General features: G+C 67.1%; 18 protein-coding genes. 13 read left to right on the forward strand and 5 right to left on the reverse strand.

Annotated elements, in window-relative coordinates; all coding sequences use genetic code 11:
• The first annotated feature begins 8 nt into the window (after nt 1-8).
• Nucleotides 9-1,337, forward strand: coding sequence for a 2-C-methyl-D-erythritol 4-phosphate cytidylyltransferase (locus IEX71_RS19125; protein ID WP_188838672.1), 1,329 nt, complete (start codon nt 9-11; stop codon nt 1,335-1,337).
• Nucleotides 1,334-1,816 carry a 2-C-methyl-D-erythritol 2,4-cyclodiphosphate synthase gene (ispF, locus tag IEX71_RS19130; protein ID WP_188838673.1) on the forward strand — a complete coding sequence of 161 codons (483 nt, stop codon included), beginning with the start codon at nt 1,334-1,336 and terminating at the stop codon, nt 1,814-1,816. The genes IEX71_RS19125 and ispF overlap by 4 nt, the downstream gene beginning before the upstream one ends.
• Here the strand turns inward: ispF and IEX71_RS19135 are convergent, their stop codons facing one another.
• Nucleotides 1,817-2,716, reverse strand: a complete 900-nt coding sequence (locus IEX71_RS19135) for a hypothetical protein (protein WP_188838674.1) — start codon at nt 2,714-2,716, stop codon at nt 1,817-1,819.
• 126 nt (nt 2,717-2,842) lie between these two features.
• Here IEX71_RS19135 and IEX71_RS19140 point away from each other — a divergent pair, with 126 nt between their 5' ends.
• The 4 genes from IEX71_RS19140 (at nt 2,843) to IEX71_RS19155 (ending at nt 6,565) form a co-directional block, all read left to right on the forward strand.
• Nucleotides 2,843-3,481 carry an MBL fold metallo-hydrolase gene (locus tag IEX71_RS19140; protein ID WP_373284663.1) on the forward strand — a complete coding sequence of 213 codons (639 nt, stop codon included), beginning with the start codon at nt 2,843-2,845 and terminating at the stop codon, nt 3,479-3,481.
• 44 nt (nt 3,482-3,525) lie between these two features.
• Nucleotides 3,526-4,947: a cysteine--tRNA ligase gene (gene cysS, locus IEX71_RS19145; RefSeq protein WP_188838676.1), complete on the forward strand. Its 1,422-nt coding sequence runs from the start codon at nt 3,526-3,528 to the stop codon at nt 4,945-4,947.
• Nucleotide 4,948: 1 nt separating this feature from the next.
• The gene (gene rlmB / locus IEX71_RS19150; RefSeq protein WP_188838677.1) at nt 4,949-5,905 is read left to right on the forward strand and encodes a 23S rRNA (guanosine(2251)-2'-O)-methyltransferase RlmB; all 957 of its coding nucleotides are present in this window, start codon (nt 4,949-4,951) and stop codon (nt 5,903-5,905) included.
• Nucleotides 5,906-6,001: 96 nt separating this feature from the next.
• Complete coding sequence (locus IEX71_RS19155) at nt 6,002-6,565, forward strand: TM2 domain-containing protein (RefSeq protein WP_188838678.1); 564 nt, start codon at nt 6,002-6,004, stop codon at nt 6,563-6,565.
• A gap of 72 nt (nt 6,566-6,637) precedes the next feature.
• Here IEX71_RS19155 and IEX71_RS19160 read toward each other — a convergent pair whose 3' ends face one another.
• Nucleotides 6,638-7,879: a DUF4032 domain-containing protein gene (locus IEX71_RS19160; protein WP_188838679.1), complete on the reverse strand. Its 1,242-nt coding sequence runs from the start codon at nt 7,877-7,879 to the stop codon at nt 6,638-6,640.
• A gap of 164 nt (nt 7,880-8,043) precedes the next feature.
• Nucleotides 8,044-9,159: an ABC transporter ATP-binding protein gene (locus tag IEX71_RS19165; protein WP_188838680.1), complete on the reverse strand. Its 1,116-nt coding sequence runs from the start codon at nt 9,157-9,159 to the stop codon at nt 8,044-8,046.
• A 272-nt stretch (nt 9,160-9,431) separates the two neighbouring features.
• Here IEX71_RS19165 and IEX71_RS19170 point away from each other — a divergent pair, with 272 nt between their 5' ends.
• The 5 genes from IEX71_RS19170 to IEX71_RS19190 are packed head-to-tail and all read left to right on the forward strand — an operon-like array spanning nt 9,432 to nt 16,200.
• On the forward strand, nt 9,432-10,766 hold the full coding sequence (locus IEX71_RS19170) for a sugar ABC transporter substrate-binding protein (protein WP_188838681.1): 1,335 nt from the start codon (nt 9,432-9,434) through the stop codon (nt 10,764-10,766).
• A 46-nt stretch (nt 10,767-10,812) separates the two neighbouring features.
• A complete protein-coding gene (locus IEX71_RS19175; protein WP_188838682.1) occupies nt 10,813-12,396 on the forward strand; it encodes an ABC transporter permease subunit in 1,584 nt (527 codons plus the stop codon).
• Nucleotides 12,396-13,325 carry a sugar ABC transporter permease gene (locus tag IEX71_RS19180; RefSeq protein ID WP_188838683.1) on the forward strand — a complete coding sequence of 310 codons (930 nt, stop codon included), beginning with the start codon at nt 12,396-12,398 and terminating at the stop codon, nt 13,323-13,325. The genes IEX71_RS19175 and IEX71_RS19180 overlap by 1 nt, the downstream gene beginning before the upstream one ends.
• Complete coding sequence (locus IEX71_RS19185; RefSeq protein WP_229749876.1) at nt 13,322-15,190, forward strand: glycoside hydrolase family 13 protein; 1,869 nt, start codon at nt 13,322-13,324, stop codon at nt 15,188-15,190. The genes IEX71_RS19180 and IEX71_RS19185 overlap by 4 nt, the downstream gene beginning before the upstream one ends.
• Nucleotides 15,187-16,200, forward strand: a complete 1,014-nt coding sequence (locus IEX71_RS19190; RefSeq protein WP_188838684.1) for a LacI family DNA-binding transcriptional regulator — start codon at nt 15,187-15,189, stop codon at nt 16,198-16,200. Before IEX71_RS19185 ends, IEX71_RS19190 begins: the two co-directional genes overlap by 4 nt.
• On the opposite strand, the gene otsB is transcribed toward IEX71_RS19190, so the two are convergent.
• Together otsB and IEX71_RS19200 are read right to left on the reverse strand one after the other, a co-directional pair.
• Nucleotides 16,193-16,975 carry a trehalose-phosphatase gene (gene otsB / locus IEX71_RS19195; RefSeq protein ID WP_188838685.1) on the reverse strand — a complete coding sequence of 261 codons (783 nt, stop codon included), beginning with the start codon at nt 16,973-16,975 and terminating at the stop codon, nt 16,193-16,195. The two genes, IEX71_RS19190 and otsB, sit on opposite strands and share 8 nt — an antisense overlap.
• Nucleotides 16,972-18,423 carry an alpha,alpha-trehalose-phosphate synthase (UDP-forming) gene (locus IEX71_RS19200; RefSeq protein ID WP_229749877.1) on the reverse strand — a complete coding sequence of 484 codons (1,452 nt, stop codon included), beginning with the start codon at nt 18,421-18,423 and terminating at the stop codon, nt 16,972-16,974. Before IEX71_RS19200 ends, otsB begins: the two co-directional genes overlap by 4 nt.
• Nucleotides 18,424-18,547: 124 nt before the next feature.
• Here IEX71_RS19200 and IEX71_RS19205 point away from each other — a divergent pair, with 124 nt between their 5' ends.
• A complete protein-coding gene (locus tag IEX71_RS19205; protein ID WP_229749878.1) occupies nt 18,548-19,009 on the forward strand; it encodes a CBS domain-containing protein in 462 nt (153 codons plus the stop codon).
• 105 nt (nt 19,010-19,114) lie between these two features.
• Nucleotides 19,115-20,881 (forward strand): serine/threonine-protein kinase, encoded by a 1,767-nt coding sequence (locus IEX71_RS19210; RefSeq protein WP_188838686.1) that lies wholly within the window; start codon nt 19,115-19,117, stop codon nt 20,879-20,881.
• The last annotated feature ends 15 nt before the right edge of the window (nt 20,882-20,896 follow it).

Here is a 20,896-nt window from a genome sequence, read left to right on the forward strand (position 1 = left end):
TTTCGGTCGTGGGCGTTGTCGTGGTCGCGGCAGGCATGGGTGTCCGGTTGGGCGCCGGTATGCCGAAGGCCCTCGTCCGGGTCGGTGGTCGCACCCTGGTCGAGCACGCCGTCGACCGCTCCCTTCGCTGGTTGAGTAGTCTCGACGGCGCGGCGAGGAACGAGCCGAGGCGTCGGGACGTATCGAAACCTGCGGCAGCCGTGGTCGTCGTCGCACCAGCGACACACCTGGCCGAGTTCCGGGCACTCCTGCCGGAGGTGACCGTCATACCGGGCGGCGCGGAGCGCACCGACTCGGTGGCCGCCGGCCTGGCGGCGCTGCCACGCGAGGTCGACATCGTGCTGGTCCATGACGCAGCCCGTGCCCTGGCGCCACCGGCACTGTTCGGCGCGGTCGCCGCTGCGGTCGCCGCTGGTGCGGACGCCGTCGTCCCCGGCCTACCGGTCAGCGACACCATCAAGCAGATCGACGGCACGGCAAGGGTCGTGCGGACACCGGACCGCTCGTCCCTGCGCGCGGTGCAGACCCCGCAGGGCTTCCGGCGGGCAGCACTGCAAGCGGCGCACACCCGCGGCGGTGACGCCACCGACGACGCGATGCTGATCGAGCGCGCCGGCGGCACCGTCCAGGTCATCGACGGTGACCCGCTCGCGATGAAGGTCACCCTGCCGCCCGACATCGAAGCCGCCGAGCGGATGCTGGCACGCGCTAGCGGGTTGAGTAGGTCGGGGGAGCGCAGGCGGGGCCCCCGCGAAGTATTCGGAGGAGCGGAGCGGGGGAGAAACTTCGTGGGGTGCCGGAGCGGAGGGGACCGTATCGAAACCGCGCGGCCGACCCTTGTCATCCTCGGCGGTCTGCCCGGCACCGGCAAGACCACGCTGGCACGAGCACTCGCCCGACGGATCCCCTTGGCGCACATACGTGTCGACACGATCGAGGCCACCCTGGTGCACACCGGGCTGGCCGACAAGATCACCGGGCCCGAGGGGTATGCCGTGGCCTTCCGGATGGCGGGTGACCAGCTGGCCCTTGGCCTGTCCGTCGTCGCCGACACCGTCAACCCGATGCCCGAGACCCGCGACTGGTGGCGTGACGTCGCCACCACCCACCACGCCCGAGTCGTCGAGGTCGAGCTGCACTGCTCGGACAGCGCGCTGCACGAGCGACGGGTCGGCGAGCGGGAGTCCGACATACCGGGCCTGCAGGTCCCGACCTGGCAGCACGTGCTGGATCGCGAATACCACCCATGGTCCCCCGACCTGCGTCTCGATGCCGCGACGTCCACGCCGGACGAGCTCGCCGACACTGTGATCGACTGGATGAGGAGTCACCCATGATGTTGCCGCGCACCGGGATCGGTGTCGACGTCCATGGCTTTGCCGAGGACGATAGGTCGCTGTGGCTCGCCGGGCTGGAATGGCCGGGGGAGCGCGGCGTCGAGGGGCACAGCGACGGGGACGTGGCCGCCCACGCGATGTGTGACGCGCTGTTCTCGGCCGCCGGGATCGGTGACCTCGGCGCACATTTCGGCGTCGACCGCCCGGAGCTGGCCGGTGCCTCGGGCGCCCGCCTGCTGGCCGAAGCCCGAAATATCCTGGCAGACAACGGTTTCCAGATCGGCAACGTCGCCGTGCAGGTCATCGCCAATCGCCCGAAGATCGGCAAGCGTCGCGCCGAGGCGCAGGCGGCTCTGTCCAATGCGCTGGGCGGTGTGCCGGTGTCGGTCGCCGGCACCACGACGGAAGGCCTCGGGCTGACAGGTCGCGGTGAAGGGGTCGCGGCCATCGCGACCGCTCTCGTCATACGCGCCGACTGATCAGCCGTTCAACGACGGCATCGAGCCGTGGTGGACGCTGCGTATGACGTGCGGCGTCGTGGAGCGGTAACGGAGTGCGCTCGACTCGTAGATGAGGTGCAAGCGCCCGGCCGCATATGCGAGGCCCTCGGAGCGCGGAGGGCAGGTGATCCAGTTCCCGATGCGTGCGTCACCGTTGTAGCGCGTATGGCGGGGCCAGACGACCAGCCGGCTGTCGGCCGTTCCCCAGGACGTGGACCAGACGATCCGGTTGCCGACGACCGCGACACCTTGGACCTTCGGCGGTGTCGGCAGCACTTCGCGGCGAGTCAGTGCGCCGCTGCTGGCCACCGCGTAGCGATACATCGAAGAGCGGTGGTAGTGGTCGCAGGTGCCGACCCAGACGTTCTCACCCTGGCCGAACGCGTATGACGCGTCGCTCGCGATGTCGGCGGTGTGGTCCGCACGGATCAGGCTTCCGCTCGGCTTGCTGAGCCTGGAGACGGGGTAGCGGAGCAACCTTCCGTCCATCGCCACCCAGAAGAAGTGACCTGTGGTGGCGATGCCGCCGACGTGCCGCTGGGTGTCCAGGATCAGCGTCTTGATCGGCCTGAGGGTCGCACGGTGCAGGATCACGATCCTGCTGTTGGCCCGCTTCTTCCAGTCGTCGCCCTCGTAGCGCGAGTCGTAGTAACTGATGATCAGCAGATCGCGGCCCCAGTTGGTCAGGCCCTGCGCGGCCCAGTGGGTGTCGTGCATGGGGAAGCCACGGGGTCCCACATCGAAGTAGCGGTAGTACTCCGAGTACTTCGCCGGGTGCGTCGCCGCGAACGACGGCTGCGCTGTCAACGCCGTTGCAGTGGTCGCCGCGGCTGCCGCGAGGCCGCCGCCGAGGAGGGTGCGTCTGGTCAAGCCGGTCATCATGAGTTCCTTCGCCGAGCGTCACGCATCTGCCCGTGGCGCGTTGTTCAGTCGACGGTGAGCGGACGGTGCCGGTTCCCTGGACGGATGGCGGTTAGGCTGCTCGGAACGTCCGAAACGAGAGGAATCCCGGTGAGCGACATACGGATCGACAAGGTGGTCACCTCAGGCACGTTCAGCCTGGACGGCGGCACGTGGGACGTCGACAACAACGTCTGGATCGTCGGCGACGATGAATCATGCGTGGTGATCGACGCGGCGCACGACGCCGACGCGATCAACAAGGCGATCGGTGAGCGGCGCCTCACCCAGATCCTGTGCACCCACGGACACGACGACCACATCGACGCGGTCAGTGACCTGGTCGCGTTGCGTCCGGAGGCGAAGGTGTCGATCCACGACGCCGACCGGATGCTGTGGGACCGGGTGATCAGCGATGCGCCGGACGGTGCGCTGTCCGACGGTCAGACGATCGACATCGGCGGTGCGCAGCTGACCGTGCTCCACACGCCCGGACACTCGCCGGGTGCGTGTTGCTTCCTGCTGGCCGGTGAGGGTCAGCTCTTCAGCGGGGACACCCTCTTCCAGGGCGGGCCCGGGGCGACGGGTCGTTCGTTCAGTGACTTCGACACGATCATCGACTCGATCCGCGCCAAGTTGCTGACGCTGCCGCCGGAGACCGTGGTGCACACGGGGCACGGCGACGACACCTCGATCGGCGCGGAGGCGCCGCACCTGCAGGAGTGGATCGACCGGGGCGAGTGATGCGGGTGGCGGGAGGACCGGCCCACGGCCGTTAAACTCGCCAGGTGACTTTGCAGATATTCGACACCGCCACCGGTAGCCAGCGGCCCTTCGAGCCGCTGCGTGAGGGACATGTCGGCATCTACATCTGTGGGCTCACCACGCAGGGAGCCCCGCACATCGGCCACGTGCGCTTCGCCGTCGCCTTCGACATCCTGCGTCGCTGGCTCACCACCGGTCACGGGTATGACGTGACGCTGGTGCGCAACGTCACCGACATCGACGACAAGATCCTGGCGAAGTCCGCCGAGGCGGACGTGCCGTGGAACCAGTGGTCCTACAACTTCGAGCGCGCCACCAACGACGCACTCGACCTGCTGGGCGTGCTGCGGCCGAGCTACGAGCCGCGGGCCACCGGTCACATCACCGACATGGTGGACCTGGTCCGGATGCTCATCGACAAGGGTCACGCCTACCCGGCGGAGGACGGGTCCGGCGACGTCTACTTCGACGTGAAGTCCTGGCCCGAGTACGGCCAGCTGACCCGGCAGCGCATCGACGACATGGAGCCTGCCGCCGATGCGGACCCGCGCGGCAAGCGCGACCCGCGCGACTTCGCCCTCTGGAAGGGCAGCAAGTCGGGTGAGCCGGCGAACGCCTCCTGGCCGACGCCGTGGGGTGACGGGCGCCCGGGTTGGCACCTGGAGTGCTCGGCGATGGTGCGCCGCTGGTTGGGGGACACCTTCGACATACACGGCGGCGGCATCGACCTGCGCTTCCCGCACCACGAGAACGAGCAGGCCCAATCTCGTGGCGCCGGACTCGGTTTCGCGCGCTACTGGATGCACAACGGCTGGGTCACCATCTCCGGCGAGAAGATGAGCAAGTCGCTGGGCAACAGCCTCGCGGTGCTCGAACTGACCAAGACGGTGCGGCCGCTGGTGTTGCGCTACTACCTCGGCGCGGTGCACTACCGGTCCACCATCGAATATCAGCCCGGTTCGCTCGACGAGGCGGCTGCGGCGGTGGAGCGGATCGAAGGTTTCCTCGACCGTGCGCTGCCGTCCGGCTTGGCCGAGAGTGGCGCCATACCAACGGCTTTCGCGGAGGCGATGGACGACGACCTCAACGTCTCCGGCGCGCTCGCGGTGGTCTTCGACCACATCCGGCAGGGCAACATCGCACTCGACGACGGCGACACCGGCAAGGCCGCCGAGATCGCCGGTCAGGTCGTTGCGATGACCGAGGTGCTGGGCGTCAATCCGCTTGCCAAGCAATGGAATTCCAGTGGTGACGGTGCGACGACGGCAGCCCTCGGCTCCTTGGTCGAGTCGTTGATCGACGCGCGAGCGCGAGCCCGCAAGGACCGAGACTTCACCACCGCGGACCAGATCCGCGACCAACTGACCGCCGCCGGCATCGCCGTCGAAGACTCGCCGGACGGCGCCCGCTGGACGGTCACCGGCAAACCGACGAAGGACGACTGAAGTGCCTGGAAATTCAAGCCGCCGCGGAGCGGTCCGCAAGGGCAACTCACGCAAGGGACCGCAGGTCGGCACCGGCGGCCACAAGCGCCGCTCGCTGGAGGGGAAGGGACCGACGCCGAAGGCCGGCGATCGCCCGAACCACAAGGCCTACAAGGCAGCTCGCAAGTCCGACCCGGGCAAGCAGGGTGCCGCGCGACGTCCGCAGCGGTCCGCCAAACAGTCCGGTGAGCTGATCGTCGGCCGCAACTCGGTGCTCGAAGCGCTGCGCATGGGGGTCCCCGCCACTGCCCTGTATGTCGCAGGGCGCATCGACTCGGACGACCGAGTCAAGGAGGCGCTGAAGATCGCCGCCGATGACGTCATCCCGATCATGGAGGCGCAGCGCACCGAGTTGGATCGTCTGGCCGACGGCACACCGCACCAGGGGCTGGCGTTGCAGGTGCCGGCATACGAATATGCCCACCCCGAGGACCTGGTCAACCCCGAGGCTCCCGGCACGCAACTCGTCGTCGCGCTCGACGGCATCACCGACCCGCGCAACCTCGGCGCGATCGTGCGCTCGGTCGCGGCCTTCGGCGGGCACGGCGTGATCGTGCCCGAGCGCCGATCGGCCGGTATGACGGCCGCCGCCTGGAAGACCTCCGCCGGCGCCGCCGCGCGGATCCCGGTGGCCCTTGCCGGCAACCTGACCAGGACGCTTACCGACTTCCGTAAGGCCGGGTTCTTCGTCATCGGCCTCGACATGGACGGTGACGTCGAGCTGCCCGGACTCGAGCTCGCGACCGAACCGCTCGTGGTCGTGGTGGGTTCGGAGGGCAAGGGCCTGTCCCGGCTGGTGCGGGAGACCTGCGACCAGATCGTGTCGGTCCCGATGAGCTCGTCGGTCGAGTCGCTCAATGCCGGCATCGCCGCGTCGGTCACGCTCTACGAAGTGGCCCGGCTGCGCGCACAGGGCTGACCACGATCCGGTCCGTTCTCGCGGGATGGAACCGCAGGTGCTTCTGCGTGGTCTGACGTATGGTTTCGGGCACATCGCAACGATCGAGAGCAGGACATGAGCAACTACAACGACAATTCCGGCGGCTACGGCGGCAGTTACCCGGGCAACGGTGAGTCGTCGGGCGGACAGTCGTCCGACCCGCAATACGGCAGCCAGCCGCCGCAGGGCAATTACGACCAGCAGGGTGGTTACGGGCAGCAGGCCTACGGTCAGCCCACTTACGGGCAACCGCAGTATGCCGGTCAGGGTGGTTCCGAGCCGATGTTCTTCATCCTGAACATGGGACAGGAGCAGGGGCCGGTCCCCTACTCGCAACTCGGTCAGATGGCCGCGGCGGGGGCGCTCAAGGGTGAGACTCCGGTCCGCGATGCGAACACCGGCGCGGTGTTGCCGGCCAAGCAGCTGCCCGGCGTGTTCTCCAGCAAGGACTGGCTGACCGCGGTGCTGCTGTCGTTCTTCCTCGGCGGCCTGGGCGTGGACCGGTTCTACCTGGGTCAGATCGGTCTCGGCATCCTCAAGCTGGTCACGCTCGGCGCTTGCGGCATCTGGTCGCTCATCGACTTCATCATGCTGCTGATGCACAAGATCAACGACTCCGAGGGCAAGCCACTGGCCTGACCCTCGAACTTCGTGAGATGAAGACGCCCCGCCGGTGTGCAACCGGCGGGGCGTTCGTCATACGGGAGCAGATCACCGCTCGGCGCGGACCGGCATCTCGTCGGTGTCGACGCCCACGACCGTGCTGTCGTCGGGCTTGTCCGGCAGGACCTTGGTGATGTAGTCGGCCACGGCGTCCTCGATCGGGAAGTCGCGCTGGGCGGCTTCGGACATGTACCAGCGGTGCTCGAGGACCTCGTGGAACAGCTCGGCGGGTTCGATCTTGCGCCGCATCTCCGGGGGAGCAGCGCGGGTGACCGGCTCGTAGACCTGCATCAGCCAGTCGTGTGCGACCTGCTCCTCGTCGTCGTTCTGCCGCTCCTTTGAGGCTCGGTAGGAGTCCAGGTCGTTGAGCAGCCGGCGGGCCTGGTTGTCCTCGACATCGAGCCCGGTCAGGCGCAGCAGCCGGCGGCAATGGTGGCCCGCGTCGACGATCTTCGGCTGGATCTGGATCGTGGCGCCGTCGAAGTCAGTGGTGATGTCGAGTTCGCCGACGTCGAAGCCGAGGGAGTTGAGCCGCCTGATGCGCTCGTCGACGCGCCAGCGCTCGCCGACGTCGAACTTCTCGATCTCGGTGAGCTCGCGCCACAGCACCTCGTAGCGGTCGATGATGCGGTCCGAGATCTCCACCGGGTCGTGCTCCTCGCCGAGGAAGCCGCCGGCCTGCAGGTCCATCAACTCACCGGCGATGTTGACGCGGGCGATGTCCAGGTCGTGCTCGCGCTGGCCGTCGGTCAGCCGGTCGTGCAGCTCGCCGGTCTCGGCGTCCACGAGGTATGCCGCGAATTCACCTGCGCTGCGCTTGAAGAGCGTGTTGGACAGCGACACGTCGCCCCACCAGAAGCCGACCAGATGCAGGCGCACCAGCAGTACGGCGAGGGCATCGATCAGCCGGGTCGCGGTCTCCGGGCGCAGGCTCTGGCTGAGCATCGCGCGATAGGGCAGCGAGAACTGCAGGTGGCGGGTGAGCAGGCACGCGTCGAGCGGTTCACCGTCCTTGGTCAGCCGCCCCTTGACCACACCGATCGGCTCGACGACGGGCTGACCGAGCCGGCGCAGCAAGCGAAGCATGTTGTATTCGCGGATCGCGATCTCGGCCTTGATCTCCTTGACCGCCACCACGCGTCCCTCGACGCGCACGAAGCGCACGATGTGCCGGGAGAGGCCGCGGGGCAGCGCAGCGAGTCGGTCCTCCGGCCAGTCCACCAGCCGTTGCCGCCACGGGAGATCGAGCAGCGCGGGCCAGGGCCGGGCCGTGGTCATGTCGAGTGCCACGTCCCCATTCTGCCCGCACCCGCGCCGACAGGCTCAGATACATACCGAGAGGCTCAGCAATTTCGCCCGGAATTCGGGGATTTGCTGAGCCTCTCGGCGAAGGGAACGCGGCGGTGTATGCCGCCGGACGCCGCCTTCGAGGCGGGGTCAACCCGCCATACGGGTCAGGACTCGATGCGCTCGCCGGTCTTGGGGTGGAAGAGGTGCAGGTGGTCACCCTCGCCCTTGGGTGCGAAGTGGATGGTCTGGCCCTTCTCGGGCACCTGGCGGCCGTCGACGCGTGCCACGATCTGCTTCTCGTCCTCGGAGCCGCCGAGCTGCTTCTCGCCGGGCTGCTCGCCGATGGTGGTGCGGCCGTAGATGTAGGCGTCTGCGCCGAGCTCCTCGACCACGTCGACCTCGACCGGGATGCCGCCCTCGGCCGTTGGGACGAGGTCCTCGGGACGGATCCCGACGGTGACGGTCGTCTCGGCCTTGGCCAGCGTGGCCCGGTCGACCGGGTGGACGAGCGAACCCAGCTTGACCCCTGCGTCGGTGACCGGCACCTCCAGCAGGTTCATGGCCGGCGAGCCGATGAAGCCGGCGACGAAGACGTTGTTGGGGTGGTCGTACATCCTGCGCGGTGTGTCCAGCTGCTGTAGGACGCCGTCCTTGAGGACTGCGACGCGGTCACCCATCGTCATCGCCTCGACCTGGTCGTGGGTGACGTAGACCGTGGTGACGCCCAATCGCCTTTGCAGAGAAGCGATCTGGGTGCGGGTCTGGACGCGCAGCTTGGCGTCCAGGTTGGACAGCGGCTCGTCCATCAGGAAGACCTGCGGGGAACGCACGATCGCCCGGCCCATCGCGACGCGCTGTCGCTGACCACCCGAGAGTGCCTTCGGCTTGCGGTCGAGATAAGCCTCCAGGTCCAGGATCTTGGCGGCTTCCTCGACGCGGCTGCGGATCTCGGTCTTGGACACACCCGCGATCTTCAGGGCGAAGCCCATGTTGTCGGCGACCGACATGTGCGGATAGAGCGCGTAGTTCTGGAAGACCATGGCCACGTCGCGGTCCTTGGGGGACAGGTTGGTGACGTCGCGGTCACCGATCATGATGCGCCCCTCGTTGACTTCTTCGAGGCCGGCGAGCATGCGCAGCGCGGTGGACTTTCCGGAGCCGGAGGGGCCGACGAGGACGAGGAACTCGCCGTCCTCGATGTCGATGTTCAGCTTGTCCACCGACGCGGTGTCAGCTCCGGGATAAACGCGGGTCGCTTGGTCATAGGTGACTGTCGCCATGGTGATGCAACTCCTTCACCGGCAGGAACGTGCCGGACGATCCGTTGTGAATGGGATGCGACGCCTGTCCCGCACTACACGGGTGTGACGCCAGCCACACTCTAGCCCGGCCGGCGTTGGGTGCGGCGCGGAGCTGCGAACAGAGTCCGTGAACCCGACGTGAGCCCTGCAAGCCTGCTGCAATGTCGTGAAAGATCTTGCACAAGTATTGCAAGATCGCGTACGGTACGGCGTCGTTGTATGACGCACGTCACATCGCCCAAGGAGTTCCCATGATCAAGCGCACTCTCGCCGTTGCCCTCGCGAGCGCGACAGCCGTCACTCTCGCTGGATGCGGCGGCGGTTCGTCCTCCGGGAAGAACTCGGCCGACGGAACCAAGGCCGGGTCGTCGGCTCCGGCCAAGAGCGGGAAATCGTCTGCGGCCGCTGCACCGACCGCGGTCAGCACCAAGAACCCCTCGCGCGACAAGAACGCCGACCTGGTGATCTGGGCGGATGCGACGTCCGCGCCGTACATCAAGCAGCTCGCGACGCAGTTCGGCAAGGCCAACGGTGTGAAGGTGGCCGTGCAGATCTCCAGCGACGTGCGTGGCCAGTACGGAACCGCCTTCAAGGCCGGCCAGGCGCCGGACGTGATCGTCGGCGCGCACGACTGGCTGGGCGAGCTCGTCACCAACGGCTCCGTTGCGCCGGTCCAGCTCCCCGCCAAGGTCGCCTCCGGCTTCAATCCGAAGGCGATCGCCGCCACGAAGTACAACAACCAGACGTATGCCGTGCCGTATGGCGTGGAGAACCTCGCGCTCGTGCGCAACACGAAGCTCGCTCCGAACGCGCCGAAGACCCTGGACGAGCTGGTGGCGAACGGAAAGAAGCTCGTCGCCGGCAAGAAGGCCACCACGGTCCTGTCCAACCAGGTCGGCAAGACGGGAAACCCGTACAACGGTTACCCGTGGCTGTCCGCCTGCGGTGGTGGCATCTTCGGCACCAAGTCCAACGGGCAATACGACCCGAACAAGCTGATCGTCGACAGCGCCGGATCGGTCAAGGGCGCAAGTTCCTGGGCCGCCATGGGCAAGCAGCATGCACTGTCGACCAACATCGACGACAAGAATGCCGACACCCTCTTCGCCTCGGGCAAGACGGCGTACGAGATCACCGGCCCGTGGTCGATCCCGGCGTTCAAGAAGGCCGGGATCAAGTACGCCATCGACCCGCTGCCGAGCATTGCCGGCTGCGGCGCGATGAAGCCCTTCCTGGGCGTGCAGATGTTCTACGTCTCGTCCAAGGCGAAGAACGCCACGGTGGCGCAGACCTTCGTCACGAGCTTCCTGACGACCAAGTCGGCACAGGAGACGCTCTTCAAGGTCGGGCAGCGTCCGCCGGCGTTGACCGCGGCGTATGACGCGGTCGCCAAGACCGACCCCGACGTTGCCAAGTGGGCAGCCGCCGGCAAGGGCGGTCAGCTCATGCCGAACATTCCGGCGATGAACTCCGTGTGGGGCCCGCTCGGGCAGGCGGAGGCCGACATCGTCTCCGGTAAGTCAGCGCCGAAGGCGCGGATGACCGCAGCACAGAAGGAAATAGCCGCCAACATCGCCAAGGGCTGACACCTGCGGTTCGTCATACCTGCGCCGTAGCCGTCTGGGAGTTTCCATGGCCGTCTCGACCGAGACCAGTTCGTCCGTCATCGGCTCGTCACCGGCTCGCACGCCGGTGTGGGCCCTCGCGCTGAAATGGGTGGCGATAGCCGCCGCGCTGTTGCTCGCGCTGTATGTCGCGAGCAAACTGGCCGACCACGGTCACACCCTCGCAGTGGTCGGCACCGCATTCGTCGCAATGTGCGTGCTGGTGATCTACGGCACGCGCCGCGCGGTGCCGATGAAGTACCTCTTCGTGGGGCTCGCGCTGCTCATCGGCTTGCAGGTGTGGCCGATCGTCTACACGGCGATGACCGCGTTCACCAACTACGGCCAGGGACACCTGGCCTCGAAGGAGGACGCGACCGCACAGGACATCGCGTACTCGGTTCGACAGGTCCCCGGTTCGCCGACCTACACGCTGACCGTGGCTGTCAAGGACGGCACGAGCACCGTTGCCGGCCCGCTCTACTTCCTGCTGGTCGATGAGAAGGGGCACACGTTCGTCGGTGACGCGAAGGGGCTGAACCAGCTCGGCAAGAACGGCCTCACCATCGATGCCGGGAAGATCACGAAGGCGGAGGGTTACACCACCCTCAACCTGCTTCAGGCCAACAAGCGCAAGGACCTGAGCAGCTTCGCCGTCCCGACCGACGGTGGCGGTGGGATCAAAGCGAGCGGGTTCGCTGCGGCATACAACGGCAAGCCGACGTTGGTGTGGGACAAGAAGGCCGACACCATCACCGACACCACCACCAAGCAGGTGTATGTCGCCGAGGGCGCTCAATGGGTGCCCCAGAGCGGCAAGGGCGACGCGTTGCCCGTGGGATGGAAGGAGAACGTCGGCCTCGCCAACTTCCGCACGCTGTTCACCAACTCGACCATCCGTGACGGCTTCCTGGGGATCTTCGCCTGGAACATCGCCTTCTCGGTGCTGTCGGTGCTGACGACATTCGTCCTGGGAATGTTGTTGGCGTTGTTGCTGAACGATTCCCGGATCAAGGGGCGCGGGATCTACCGGTCGTTGTTGATCCTGCCGTATGCGATCCCGGTGTTCGTGTCAGCGCTGGTCTGGGCGTCGATGTTCAACCAACAGTTCGGCCTCATCAACAACCTGACACATCTGAACATCGACTGGTTCGGAAGTCCCTGGGCGGCACGTGCGGCAGTCCTGATCACCAACCTGTGGCTCGGTTTCCCCTACATGTTCGTCGTCTGCACCGGGGCGCTGCAGTCATTGCCGGGCGACGTGATGGAGGCTGCCAAGATCGACGGCGCGGGGGCCTGGCGGACCTTGCGATCGATCACCACGCCGTTGCTGCTGGTCGCCGTCGGACCACTGCTGATCGCGTCATTCGCCTTCAACTTCAACAACTTCGGGCTCATCTACCTGCTCACCAAGGGCGGCCCGTTCACCGGTGGCAACTCGCAACTGGGTTCGACCGACCTGTTGATCACCTACGCCTACCGACTCGCGCTCGGTGGCACGAACCCCAACTACGGGCTCGCGGGCGCAGTCGCCATCATCATCTTCATCATCGTCGGGCTGCTCAGCTTCCCCGGTTTCCTGCGTAGCAAAGCACTCGAGGAGGTCAACTGATGGCTGTCATCGACCCACCCGCTGCGACCGGTCAGACCGCTGCCACCGCAGCCGGAGCCGCACGCCAGACGAGTTCCGGAGGTTCTGCTTTTCGGGCCGTTTGGTGGCGGCACGTGCTGGTCTGGATCGCGATCGCCTTCGCATTGTTCCCGATCCTCTTCGTGCTCTCGGCTGCGCTGAATCCGGCCGGCACACTGTCGACCACCTCGCTGTTGCCCAAGAACGTGTCGGTCAACAACTTCGATGCGCTCTTCAGCGACGGGGCGCGGCCCTACCTGAGTTGGTACAAGAATTCGCTCATCATCGCGTTCGTCGGCTCGGCGATCGCGGTGTTCATCGGAGCATGTGCGGCATACGCCTTCTCGCGGTTGCGGTTTCGCGGCCGTCGCGTCGGCCTGCTGGCGCTGCTCCTGCTGCAGATGTTCCCGGCGCTCCTGGCGTTCGTCGGCCTCTACATCACGTTCAGCAACGTCGGTGAAGTTCTTCCGAAGATCGGGCTCAACACGATCAGCGGATTGGTACTGGCATACCTCGGCGGTGCGATGGGCGCGAACGTGTGGCTGCTGAAGGGCTACTTCGACACCGTGCCGAGAGAACTCGACGAGGCCGCCCGTGTGGACGGCGCCTCGCACGCCCGCATCTTCTTCACGGTGATCATGCGACTGGTGACCCCGATTCTGGTCACCGTCTTCATGATCTCGTTCGTGGGCCTGTTCGGAGAGTTCCTGCTGGCGAGCATCTTCCTGACGGACGTCAACGCACAGACGCTCGGTGTCGGCCTCTACGGCATGACATTGGGCAACGAATCGAACTCTCTGTATGGCGAATTCGCCGCTGGATCGGTGTTGGCGGCCTTGCCGATCATGGTGCTCTACCTCGTGTTCCAACGTCAGCTGGTCAGCGGCCTGACGCAGGGTTCGGTCAAGTGAGTGACATCGACCTGCTCGCCAGGCCGCACCACGACGGTTCGCCGCTCTATGTCGAGAACCAGGCGCCGCAGCTCGGCGAGACCGTGACTGTGCGTGTGCGCGTCCCCCACGCGGCGAACGTCACCGAGCTGCACGTTCGCCAGTTGTGGGACGCCGAGCCGACTTTCGCTGCCGCGACGGTCGAGCGACACACCGACATCGAGGCCTGGTGGACGGCCGATGTCACCTGCCACAACCCCGTCACGCCCTATCGGTTCCTGCTGCAGGGCGCCGACGGCGAGTACCTCTGGCTCAACGGCAACGGGCTGCACCGCCGTGACGTGCCGGACCACAGCGATTTCCGGCTCGTCACCTATCCGGCGCCACCGGCATGGGCGGTGGATTCGATTGTCTATCAAGTGTTCCCGGATCGTTTCGCCCGATCGAAGGCTGCGCCACCCATTGCGGAGGCAGCCCCGGACTGGGCGACGCCTGCCGCCTGGGAGGACCCGGTCGACACGCGCAGTCCGTATGTCGTCGGCACTCAACTCTTCGGCGGTGACCTCGACGGGATCCGTGAGCACCTCGACCACCTGGAAAGGCTCGGGGTGACGGTCCTCTACCTGACACCGTTCTTCCCGGCCCGCTCCAACCATCGGTATGACGCAGCCACCTTCGACGCAGTGGATCCGTTGCTCGGGGGCGACGCCGCGCTGGACCGCTTGGTCGCCGAAGCTCACCGACGAGGACTGCGCGTGCTCGGTGACCTGACGACCAATCACACCGGAGACCAGCACGACTGGTTCCGGGCAGCACGCTCGGACGCAGCTGCCCCCGAGCGTGACTTCTACTTCTTCCACGACGACGGCGACTACGACAGTTGGCTCGGCGTGCACACGTTGCCGAAGCTGAACCACTCTTCGGAGCTCTTGCGGGAAAGACTCTTCGACCGTCCGGATGCGCCGGTCCGTCGTTGGCTGTCCGGAGCGAATCCACTGGACGGATGGCGCGTCGACGTGGCCAACATGACGGGGCGGCACAACGCGGAGGACGTCAACCACGCGGTTGCGGGCCACATGCGGCGTACCCTCGACGATCTCGACGATCCCGACGGCGACAAGCTGCTGGTCGGCGAACACGTCCACGATCACTCCGCGGACGCCCAGGGATCCGGGTGGCACGGTGTCATGAACTACTCCGGCTTCACTCGCCCGCTGTGGACCTGGTTGCGGGACAAGGAGTTTGCGCCGAACTTCCTGGGTTCCCCGCTGGCTGTGCCGCGACTCGACGGAGGGTCCGTCGCCGAGACGATCGACGAGTTCGGCTCGTTGGACCCGTGGCGCTCGCGGATCCACAGTTTCACGCTCGCCGGCTCGCATGACACCACACGCATCAGGACTCTGGTGGGCGAGGACCCGGCGATGGTCGAGGTGGCGGCCGCCCTCTTGCTCACGATGCCGGGCATTCCGATGATCACGTACGGCGACGAGATCGGGATGGAAGGCACGTCCGGTGAGGACGGGCGCCGGCCGATGCCGTGGGACGAAAATTACTGGGACGCAAGAATTTTCGCGACATACCAAGCGCTCGTCGATGCCCGTCGCGAGCTCGACCCGCTACGGACCGGCGGACTGCGATGGGTCTCGGTGACTGGCGATAGCCTGACCTTCGTGAGAGAGAGCCGATCCGGAGCCGTGTTGGTGCACTGTGCTCGGGCTGCTCACGAAGCGCTGACCGTGCCGACCGCGCATCTCGCCGGCATCAATGAGGGGCACTCGGTGGTGTCGTCGGCGGCGCGCATCACGCCGGTCGGTGCCTCGGCGACGCTTCACGCGGATGGTCCGGGTTACGCCCTGTGGTCCTGGGAGCGACAGGTGCCCACGTGACCGGGAGGCTTGCACGCATCGCCGAGCACGCGGGCGTCAGCGAAGCGACGGTGTCGCGTGTGCTGAACAACAAGAGCAACGTCGCCGAGGAAACACGCGCAGCGGTGCTGACGTCGATCGACGTGCTCGGGTTCGAGCGTCCGACGCACTTGCGCAGCCAGATGCGTGGCGGCCCGGTCGGCCTGATCGTCCCGGAGCTGACCAACCCGGTATTCCCAATGTTCGCCCAGGTGATCCAACAGCGGCTGGCCGCAAAGGGATTCACGGCGGTCCTGTGCACTCAGGCGCCCGGTGGTGTCGCAGAGGATGACTACTTGCCTCTGCTGCTCGCGCACGATGTCTGCGGCATCATCTTCGTCAGCGGCAAGCACGCCGACAGCAGTTCGGACGTCTCTGCCTACCAGGGCCTGGTCGCTCAGGGCCTGCCGATCGTCATGATCAACGGGCATCGCCCGGAGATCGATGCGCCGTCGTTGTCCACCGACGAGCGGTCAGCCGTCGCACTGGCCTTCGACCACTTGGCGCAGCTTGGTCACGAGAAGATCGGCCTGGCGACCGGCCAGCCGCGCTACGTGCCGTCGTTCCGCAAGGTCGCTGAGTTCGAGCGGCAAACCGCGGCGGCGGGGATGGAGACGCTGATCGAGCAGACCTGGTTCACGGTGGAGGGCGGCGAACTCGCCGGCCGCACGCTGATCGAGCGTGGCGTGACCGGGATCATCTGCGGCTCGGACCTCATGGCGCTCGGAGTGATGCGCGCCGCAACGCAACTCGGCCTCACAGTGCCGACGGACGTGTCGGTCATCGGCTACGACGGCTCGGACATCACGAAATACACCGGGCCACCGTTGACGACGATCCGGCAGGACGTCTCCACCATGTCGGCCGCAGCCGCGGACGCATTGGCCGAGCAGGTGAAGGGCCACCCGCAGCCGAGCGGCGATGCGCTCTTCGCTCCGGAATTGCTCGTCCGCGGGTCGACCGGGCGCGCACCGAAGCGAAGCCTCAGGTAGTAGACAACAGTCGGCGGGTGTCACGCAGTGACTCGAAGACCGACGGGACGTCCAGCGGATGGTCGATCCGGAAGGCAGCTGCCGTCTCGCCGTCGCCGACCTTGATCGTGATGTTCGCGGGGTCGCCCGCCAAGGCGGCGAAGGCGCGTTCGTCAGTGACGTCGTCGCCGAGGTAGAGGCTCGCCTGAGTGTCGAATTCGTTTGCCATTGCTTGCAATGCGCTGCCCTTCGTGACAGGCAGTGCGCTCAGCTCGACGATCTGCTTGCCGTCCATGACGTCCACGCCGGGTATGTCGATGGCCAGTGCCGCCCGGGTCGCGGCAGCGGCGACATTGGGCGCGACGTTGCGGGTGTGCAGCACCACTCCGGCCGGCTTGCGTTCGATCCGGGTCGGGGGATGGGCGGCGGCAACGGCTTCCAACGCAGTGGACGCCGCGCGCAATCGCTGCCGCGCCGCGTCGTCGAAGCCGACGTCCAGTGGTAACGGGCGGTCCGACTCCGCGCCGTGCGAGCCGACCAGCACGATGGCGTCCTCGGCGCTCACGCCCGTCAGTACCTGCAGTGCCGCCAGGTGGCGGCCCGACACGATGGCGACGAAAGTGCCTGGCAGTTGGGCGAGTTCGCGCAGAAGGTCCATCGAGCCGGCGATGGGTGTCGATGTGGACGGGTCCGCGACGATCGGCGCCAGCACCCCGTCGAAATCGGTGGCGACCAGGATCGGCCCGGAGCCGGCGAACGCGCTGAGCGCACCCTGCAGTCGAGGATCGAGACTCACGGCTGCCTCGGAGCCGCCGCGAGGTTGCTGAGGAAGCGCTCCGCCCAGTGCTGGACGTCGTGTCGCTGCACCTGCCGGTGCATCGCCCGCATGCGTCGGGCCCGCTCCTCCGGCGATGCCTCGATGGCCCGCGTGATCGTCCGCTTGGTGCGTGCGATGTCATGCGGGTTGCACAAGTAGGACTGCTTGAGTTCGTTTGCGGCACCGGTGAATTCGCTCAGGACCAGTGCACCGCTGTGGTCGTGCGCGGCGACATACTCCTTGGCGACGAGATTCATCCCGTCGCGGAGCGGCGTCACCAGCATGACGTCCGCGGCGACGAACATCGCGGCCATCTCCTCCCGTGGGAACGACCGGTGCAAGTAGGTGACAGGCGGCGCTCCGAAGATGGCGTGCTCACCGTTGATCCGGCCGACGGTCTGCTCGACCTCACTCTTGATGTGCTGGTATGCGTCGAGCCGCTCGCGGCTCGGCGTGGCCACCTGGATGAACTTCGTCTCGGTCGGATCCAGCGTTCCCTCCCGGTACATCTCCTCCAGTGCTTTCAGGCGGTGCCGGATGCCCTTGGTGTAGTCGAGCCGGTCGATTCCGAGGAGCAGGTGCTCGGGGTTGCCGAGCTGTTTGCGGATCTCGGCCGCGCGCTCCTGCACCCCGGACGTCTCCGCAAGCTCTGCCATCCCGGCCGTGTCGATCGAGATCGGGACGGCTGCAGCCCGGCACTCATGCCCGTCCGGGGCGTGCACGACGTCGGCCTTCACCGATATGTCGTCGTCCACGAGAAGCTGACGGCAGGCACGCAGGAAGTTCTGTGCATCCGTGCGGCGTTGAAAACCAAGGAAATCGGCGCCGAGCAGACCCCGCAGCATTGCGTCGCGCGCCGGCAGCTGCATGAAGAGCTCGACCGGCGGGAACGGGATGTGGTTGAACCAGCCGATCCGCAGGTCCGGCCGCAACTCGCGCAGGAGCTGCGGCACCTGCTGCAGCTGGTAGTCGTGCACCCAGACCGTGGCGTTCTTCGCCGCGAGACCGGCCGCGGTCTCCGCGAAACGCCGGTTGACGCCGTCATACGCCGACTGCCAGCGGCGTCGGAAGGTCGGGGGCACGATCACGTCGTGGTAGAGCGGCCACAGCGAGGCGTTGCTGAAGCCCTCGTAGTAGTCGCGGACCTCCTCGGCGCTCAGTGCGACCGGGTGCAGTGACATGCCGCCCTGCTCGAACGCGGCCGGAGCCTTGCCGGGGACACCGGACCAACCGATCCATGCGCCGTCCCGGCCGCTCATGACCGACTCCATCGCGGTGACCAGGCCGCCGGGGCTGCGGCGCCATACCGAACGGCCACCCTCACGGACCCGGTCGACCGGAAGTCGGTTGGCGGCGATCACCAGATCGAACGTGTCCTGTGGCAACTGGCACAACCCTTCTGAGTTGATGCGGCGTCGATGCGGCACGGCGCCGCCGTCGCCCACACTGTATGACGACGAGGTAGCCACCTACCCCGCCGGCAGTCCGCCGCCAAGGGCGCCTGGAACTCGGTGTGAACGCAGGAGGGCGACATACCGCGGCAGCCTGATCATGGCCACTTCACCGTCGGGGGCGTTACCGTGGAACATGCGCATCCAAGAGTTGCTCAAGGGCAAGGGATCGGACGTCGTCACCGTCACGTCCGACACGACCGTCGGCCAGCTGGTGCGGACGCTCGCCGATCACCGGATAGGTGCCGTCCTCGTGATGGACGGTGACACCATCGCCGGCATCATCAGCGAGCGCGACGTGGTGCGTGCGCTGCCTGATGGTGTCGAAGGACTGCTGGAGCGGCCTGTGTCGACCCTCATGACCAGTGATGTCGTCACGTGCTCGCCGGGCGACGAGGTCAGCTCGCTGGCTGCCTCGATGACCGAGCACCGCTTCCGGCACCTGCCGGTCGTGCAGGGCGACAAACTGGTCGGCATCGTCAGCATCGGCGACATCGTCAAGTTCCGGCTCGAGGAGCTGCAGGGCGAGCGCGACCAGCTGGAGTCCTACATCACCTCCTGAGGAACCCACTGACACCGGGACTGATCAGGACGTGGGCCCGGTCACTCCGGGCGGTCCGGGGCGTCATACACGGGGTCTCGTTCGTTGTCGCATACCGTGGACTTCATGACTGCAGATCGCCACTCGGACCCCGGCATACCCGGGGACAGTGGCACGCACCGACTGCCGGTCATCCAGAGCACGGATGACAACGACCGACGGGTCGACCAGGGCCGCATCGGCGACTACGAGCTGATCCGCAAGATCGGCGAGGGCGGCATGGGTGTCGTCTACAAGGCGCTCGATGCCGACGGGCAGGCCGTCGCGCTGAAGGTGCTGCGAGCGCACATCGCACACGACCGTGGCGCCCGCGAGCGGCTGCGCCGCGAGGTCAGCACACTGGTGCGGGTGCGGTCGCCGCACGTCGCGGCCTTCCTCGACGCGGATGTCGACGGGGACAACCCCTATCTGGTCACCAGTTTCGTGCCCGGCGCCGCACTCGACGAGGTCGTCGAGGGCGACGGGCCGTTCGGCGCCGCCCGGTTGGCCCGGCTGGGTCGAGGGTTGGCCGACGCGCTCGGTGAGATCCACGACGCCGGCATCGTGCACCGCGACCTCAAACCCGGCAACGTGCTGATGGTCGGTGACGACCCGGTGCTGATCGACTTCGGCATCGCGCACGTCGCCGACGACTCCCGACTGACCTCGACGGGCCTGGTCATGGGCACGCCCGGTTATCTCTCCCCGGAGATCGTCGAAGGTGACGCGGTCACCGAGGCGACCGACTGGTGGGGTTGGGCGGCCACTCTCGCGTATGCCGCCAGCGGCCGTGCGCCCTTCGGTCGTGGCCCGATGCCGGTGGTGCTCGATCGCGTATGCCGCGGCGAATACGACCTCAGCGGAGTCGACCCGCGCCTGCGGCCGTTGCTCGAAGCGGCTCTGGATCCTGACGCGTCACGACGGCCGGCGGCGCGGGACGTGTTGTCCGCGCTCGACCTCTTCGCGACCGGCGGTCACACCGGCGAGCTGCCGGTCCTCGGACAACGTCGACCACCCGCCGAGCGTCGCGACCGGCGCGCGCCGTCGACGGAGCGACTGGCCAACGCACGGCCGCTCACGGATCACTCGAAAGCGCCCGTGCAACCGGATCCGACCGAGCGATTCGGTCCGCAGGTCGGTCCGCATGCGCGCGGACACGTGGTCCGCCCGGCCGACGATCGGCCGGTCCCCTCGGTAGCGCCGGGGCGCTTCGTGCCGCCGCGGGACCCGCGCATCGGTCAGCCCTCACGCACCGGGACGCTCGCCGCACTGCTGGTGGCGGTCACCGGCATCAGCGCGGTGTTGCCGACGGTCGGCATCACGCTGCTGGTGCTCTGGGCGATCGCGGCGCGCTGGTGCGACAAGTCGATCACCTCGATGGTGCTGCGGCGCTACAGCTCCGGGCCGCGCAGGTCCGACACGTTCGTCGCGGCCGTCGCGTCGCCGTGGCACGGCGTGATCGCGGCGCTCGCGACCTTGCTGACCGTGCTCATCCCGGCCTTCGTCGGAGGATGTACGGCGGCGGCCGTCGCGCTGATCTATTCGATGGTCGAGGACGACTCGGTCTACCTCGGCCGGCCCCTGCCTCTTGCCGTCGGCGTGCTGATCGGTGCAGTGGTGATGTGGTGGGGACCTGGCGGCATACCCCTGCGACGTGGGTCGCGCAGCATCGTGCGTGGGGTCGTGCGCGGTCAGCCGTTGACCCAGATCATCATCGGGCTCTGCGTCGTGCTTGCCCTGGCGGGAACCGTCTTCGCGCTGACCCACCTGACGTCAGGCGCCGCCTGGTGGCCGATCAGCAGCGATTCGAGCCTGCAGTTGCAACTCGCCCTCGGCCGGCCGATCGGCAACTAGCCGATATCAGGCCAC

It is taken from the genome of Flexivirga endophytica, assembly GCF_014640635.1.
In the GTDB taxonomy this organism is placed as follows: Bacteria; Actinomycetota; Actinomycetes; order Actinomycetales; family Dermatophilaceae; genus Flexivirga; species Flexivirga endophytica.

Excerpts from the sequence above, each read along its gene's own strand:
- IEX71_RS19165 (WP_188838680.1), bottom strand. The coding sequence starts at position 9,159 with ATGGCGACAGTCACCTATGACCAAGCGACCCGCGTTTATCCCGGAGCT.
- IEX71_RS19155 (WP_188838678.1), top strand. The coding sequence starts at position 6,002 with ATGAGCAACTACAACGACAATTCCGGCGGCTACGGCGGCAGTTACCCG.
- IEX71_RS19170 (WP_188838681.1), top strand. The coding sequence starts at position 9,432 with ATGATCAAGCGCACTCTCGCCGTTGCCCTCGCGAGCGCGACAGCCGTC.
- IEX71_RS19210 (WP_188838686.1), top strand. The coding sequence starts at position 19,115 with ATGACTGCAGATCGCCACTCGGACCCCGGCATACCCGGGGACAGTGGC.
- IEX71_RS19205 (WP_229749878.1), top strand. The coding sequence starts at position 18,548 with ATGGCCACTTCACCGTCGGGGGCGTTACCGTGGAACATGCGCATCCAA.
- IEX71_RS19175 (WP_188838682.1), top strand. The coding sequence starts at position 10,813 with ATGGCCGTCTCGACCGAGACCAGTTCGTCCGTCATCGGCTCGTCACCG.
- IEX71_RS19180 (WP_188838683.1), top strand. The coding sequence starts at position 12,396 with ATGGCTGTCATCGACCCACCCGCTGCGACCGGTCAGACCGCTGCCACC.
- ispF (WP_188838673.1), top strand. The coding sequence starts at position 1,334 with ATGATGTTGCCGCGCACCGGGATCGGTGTCGACGTCCATGGCTTTGCC.
- IEX71_RS19135 (WP_188838674.1), bottom strand. The coding sequence starts at position 2,716 with ATGACCGGCTTGACCAGACGCACCCTCCTCGGCGGCGGCCTCGCGGCA.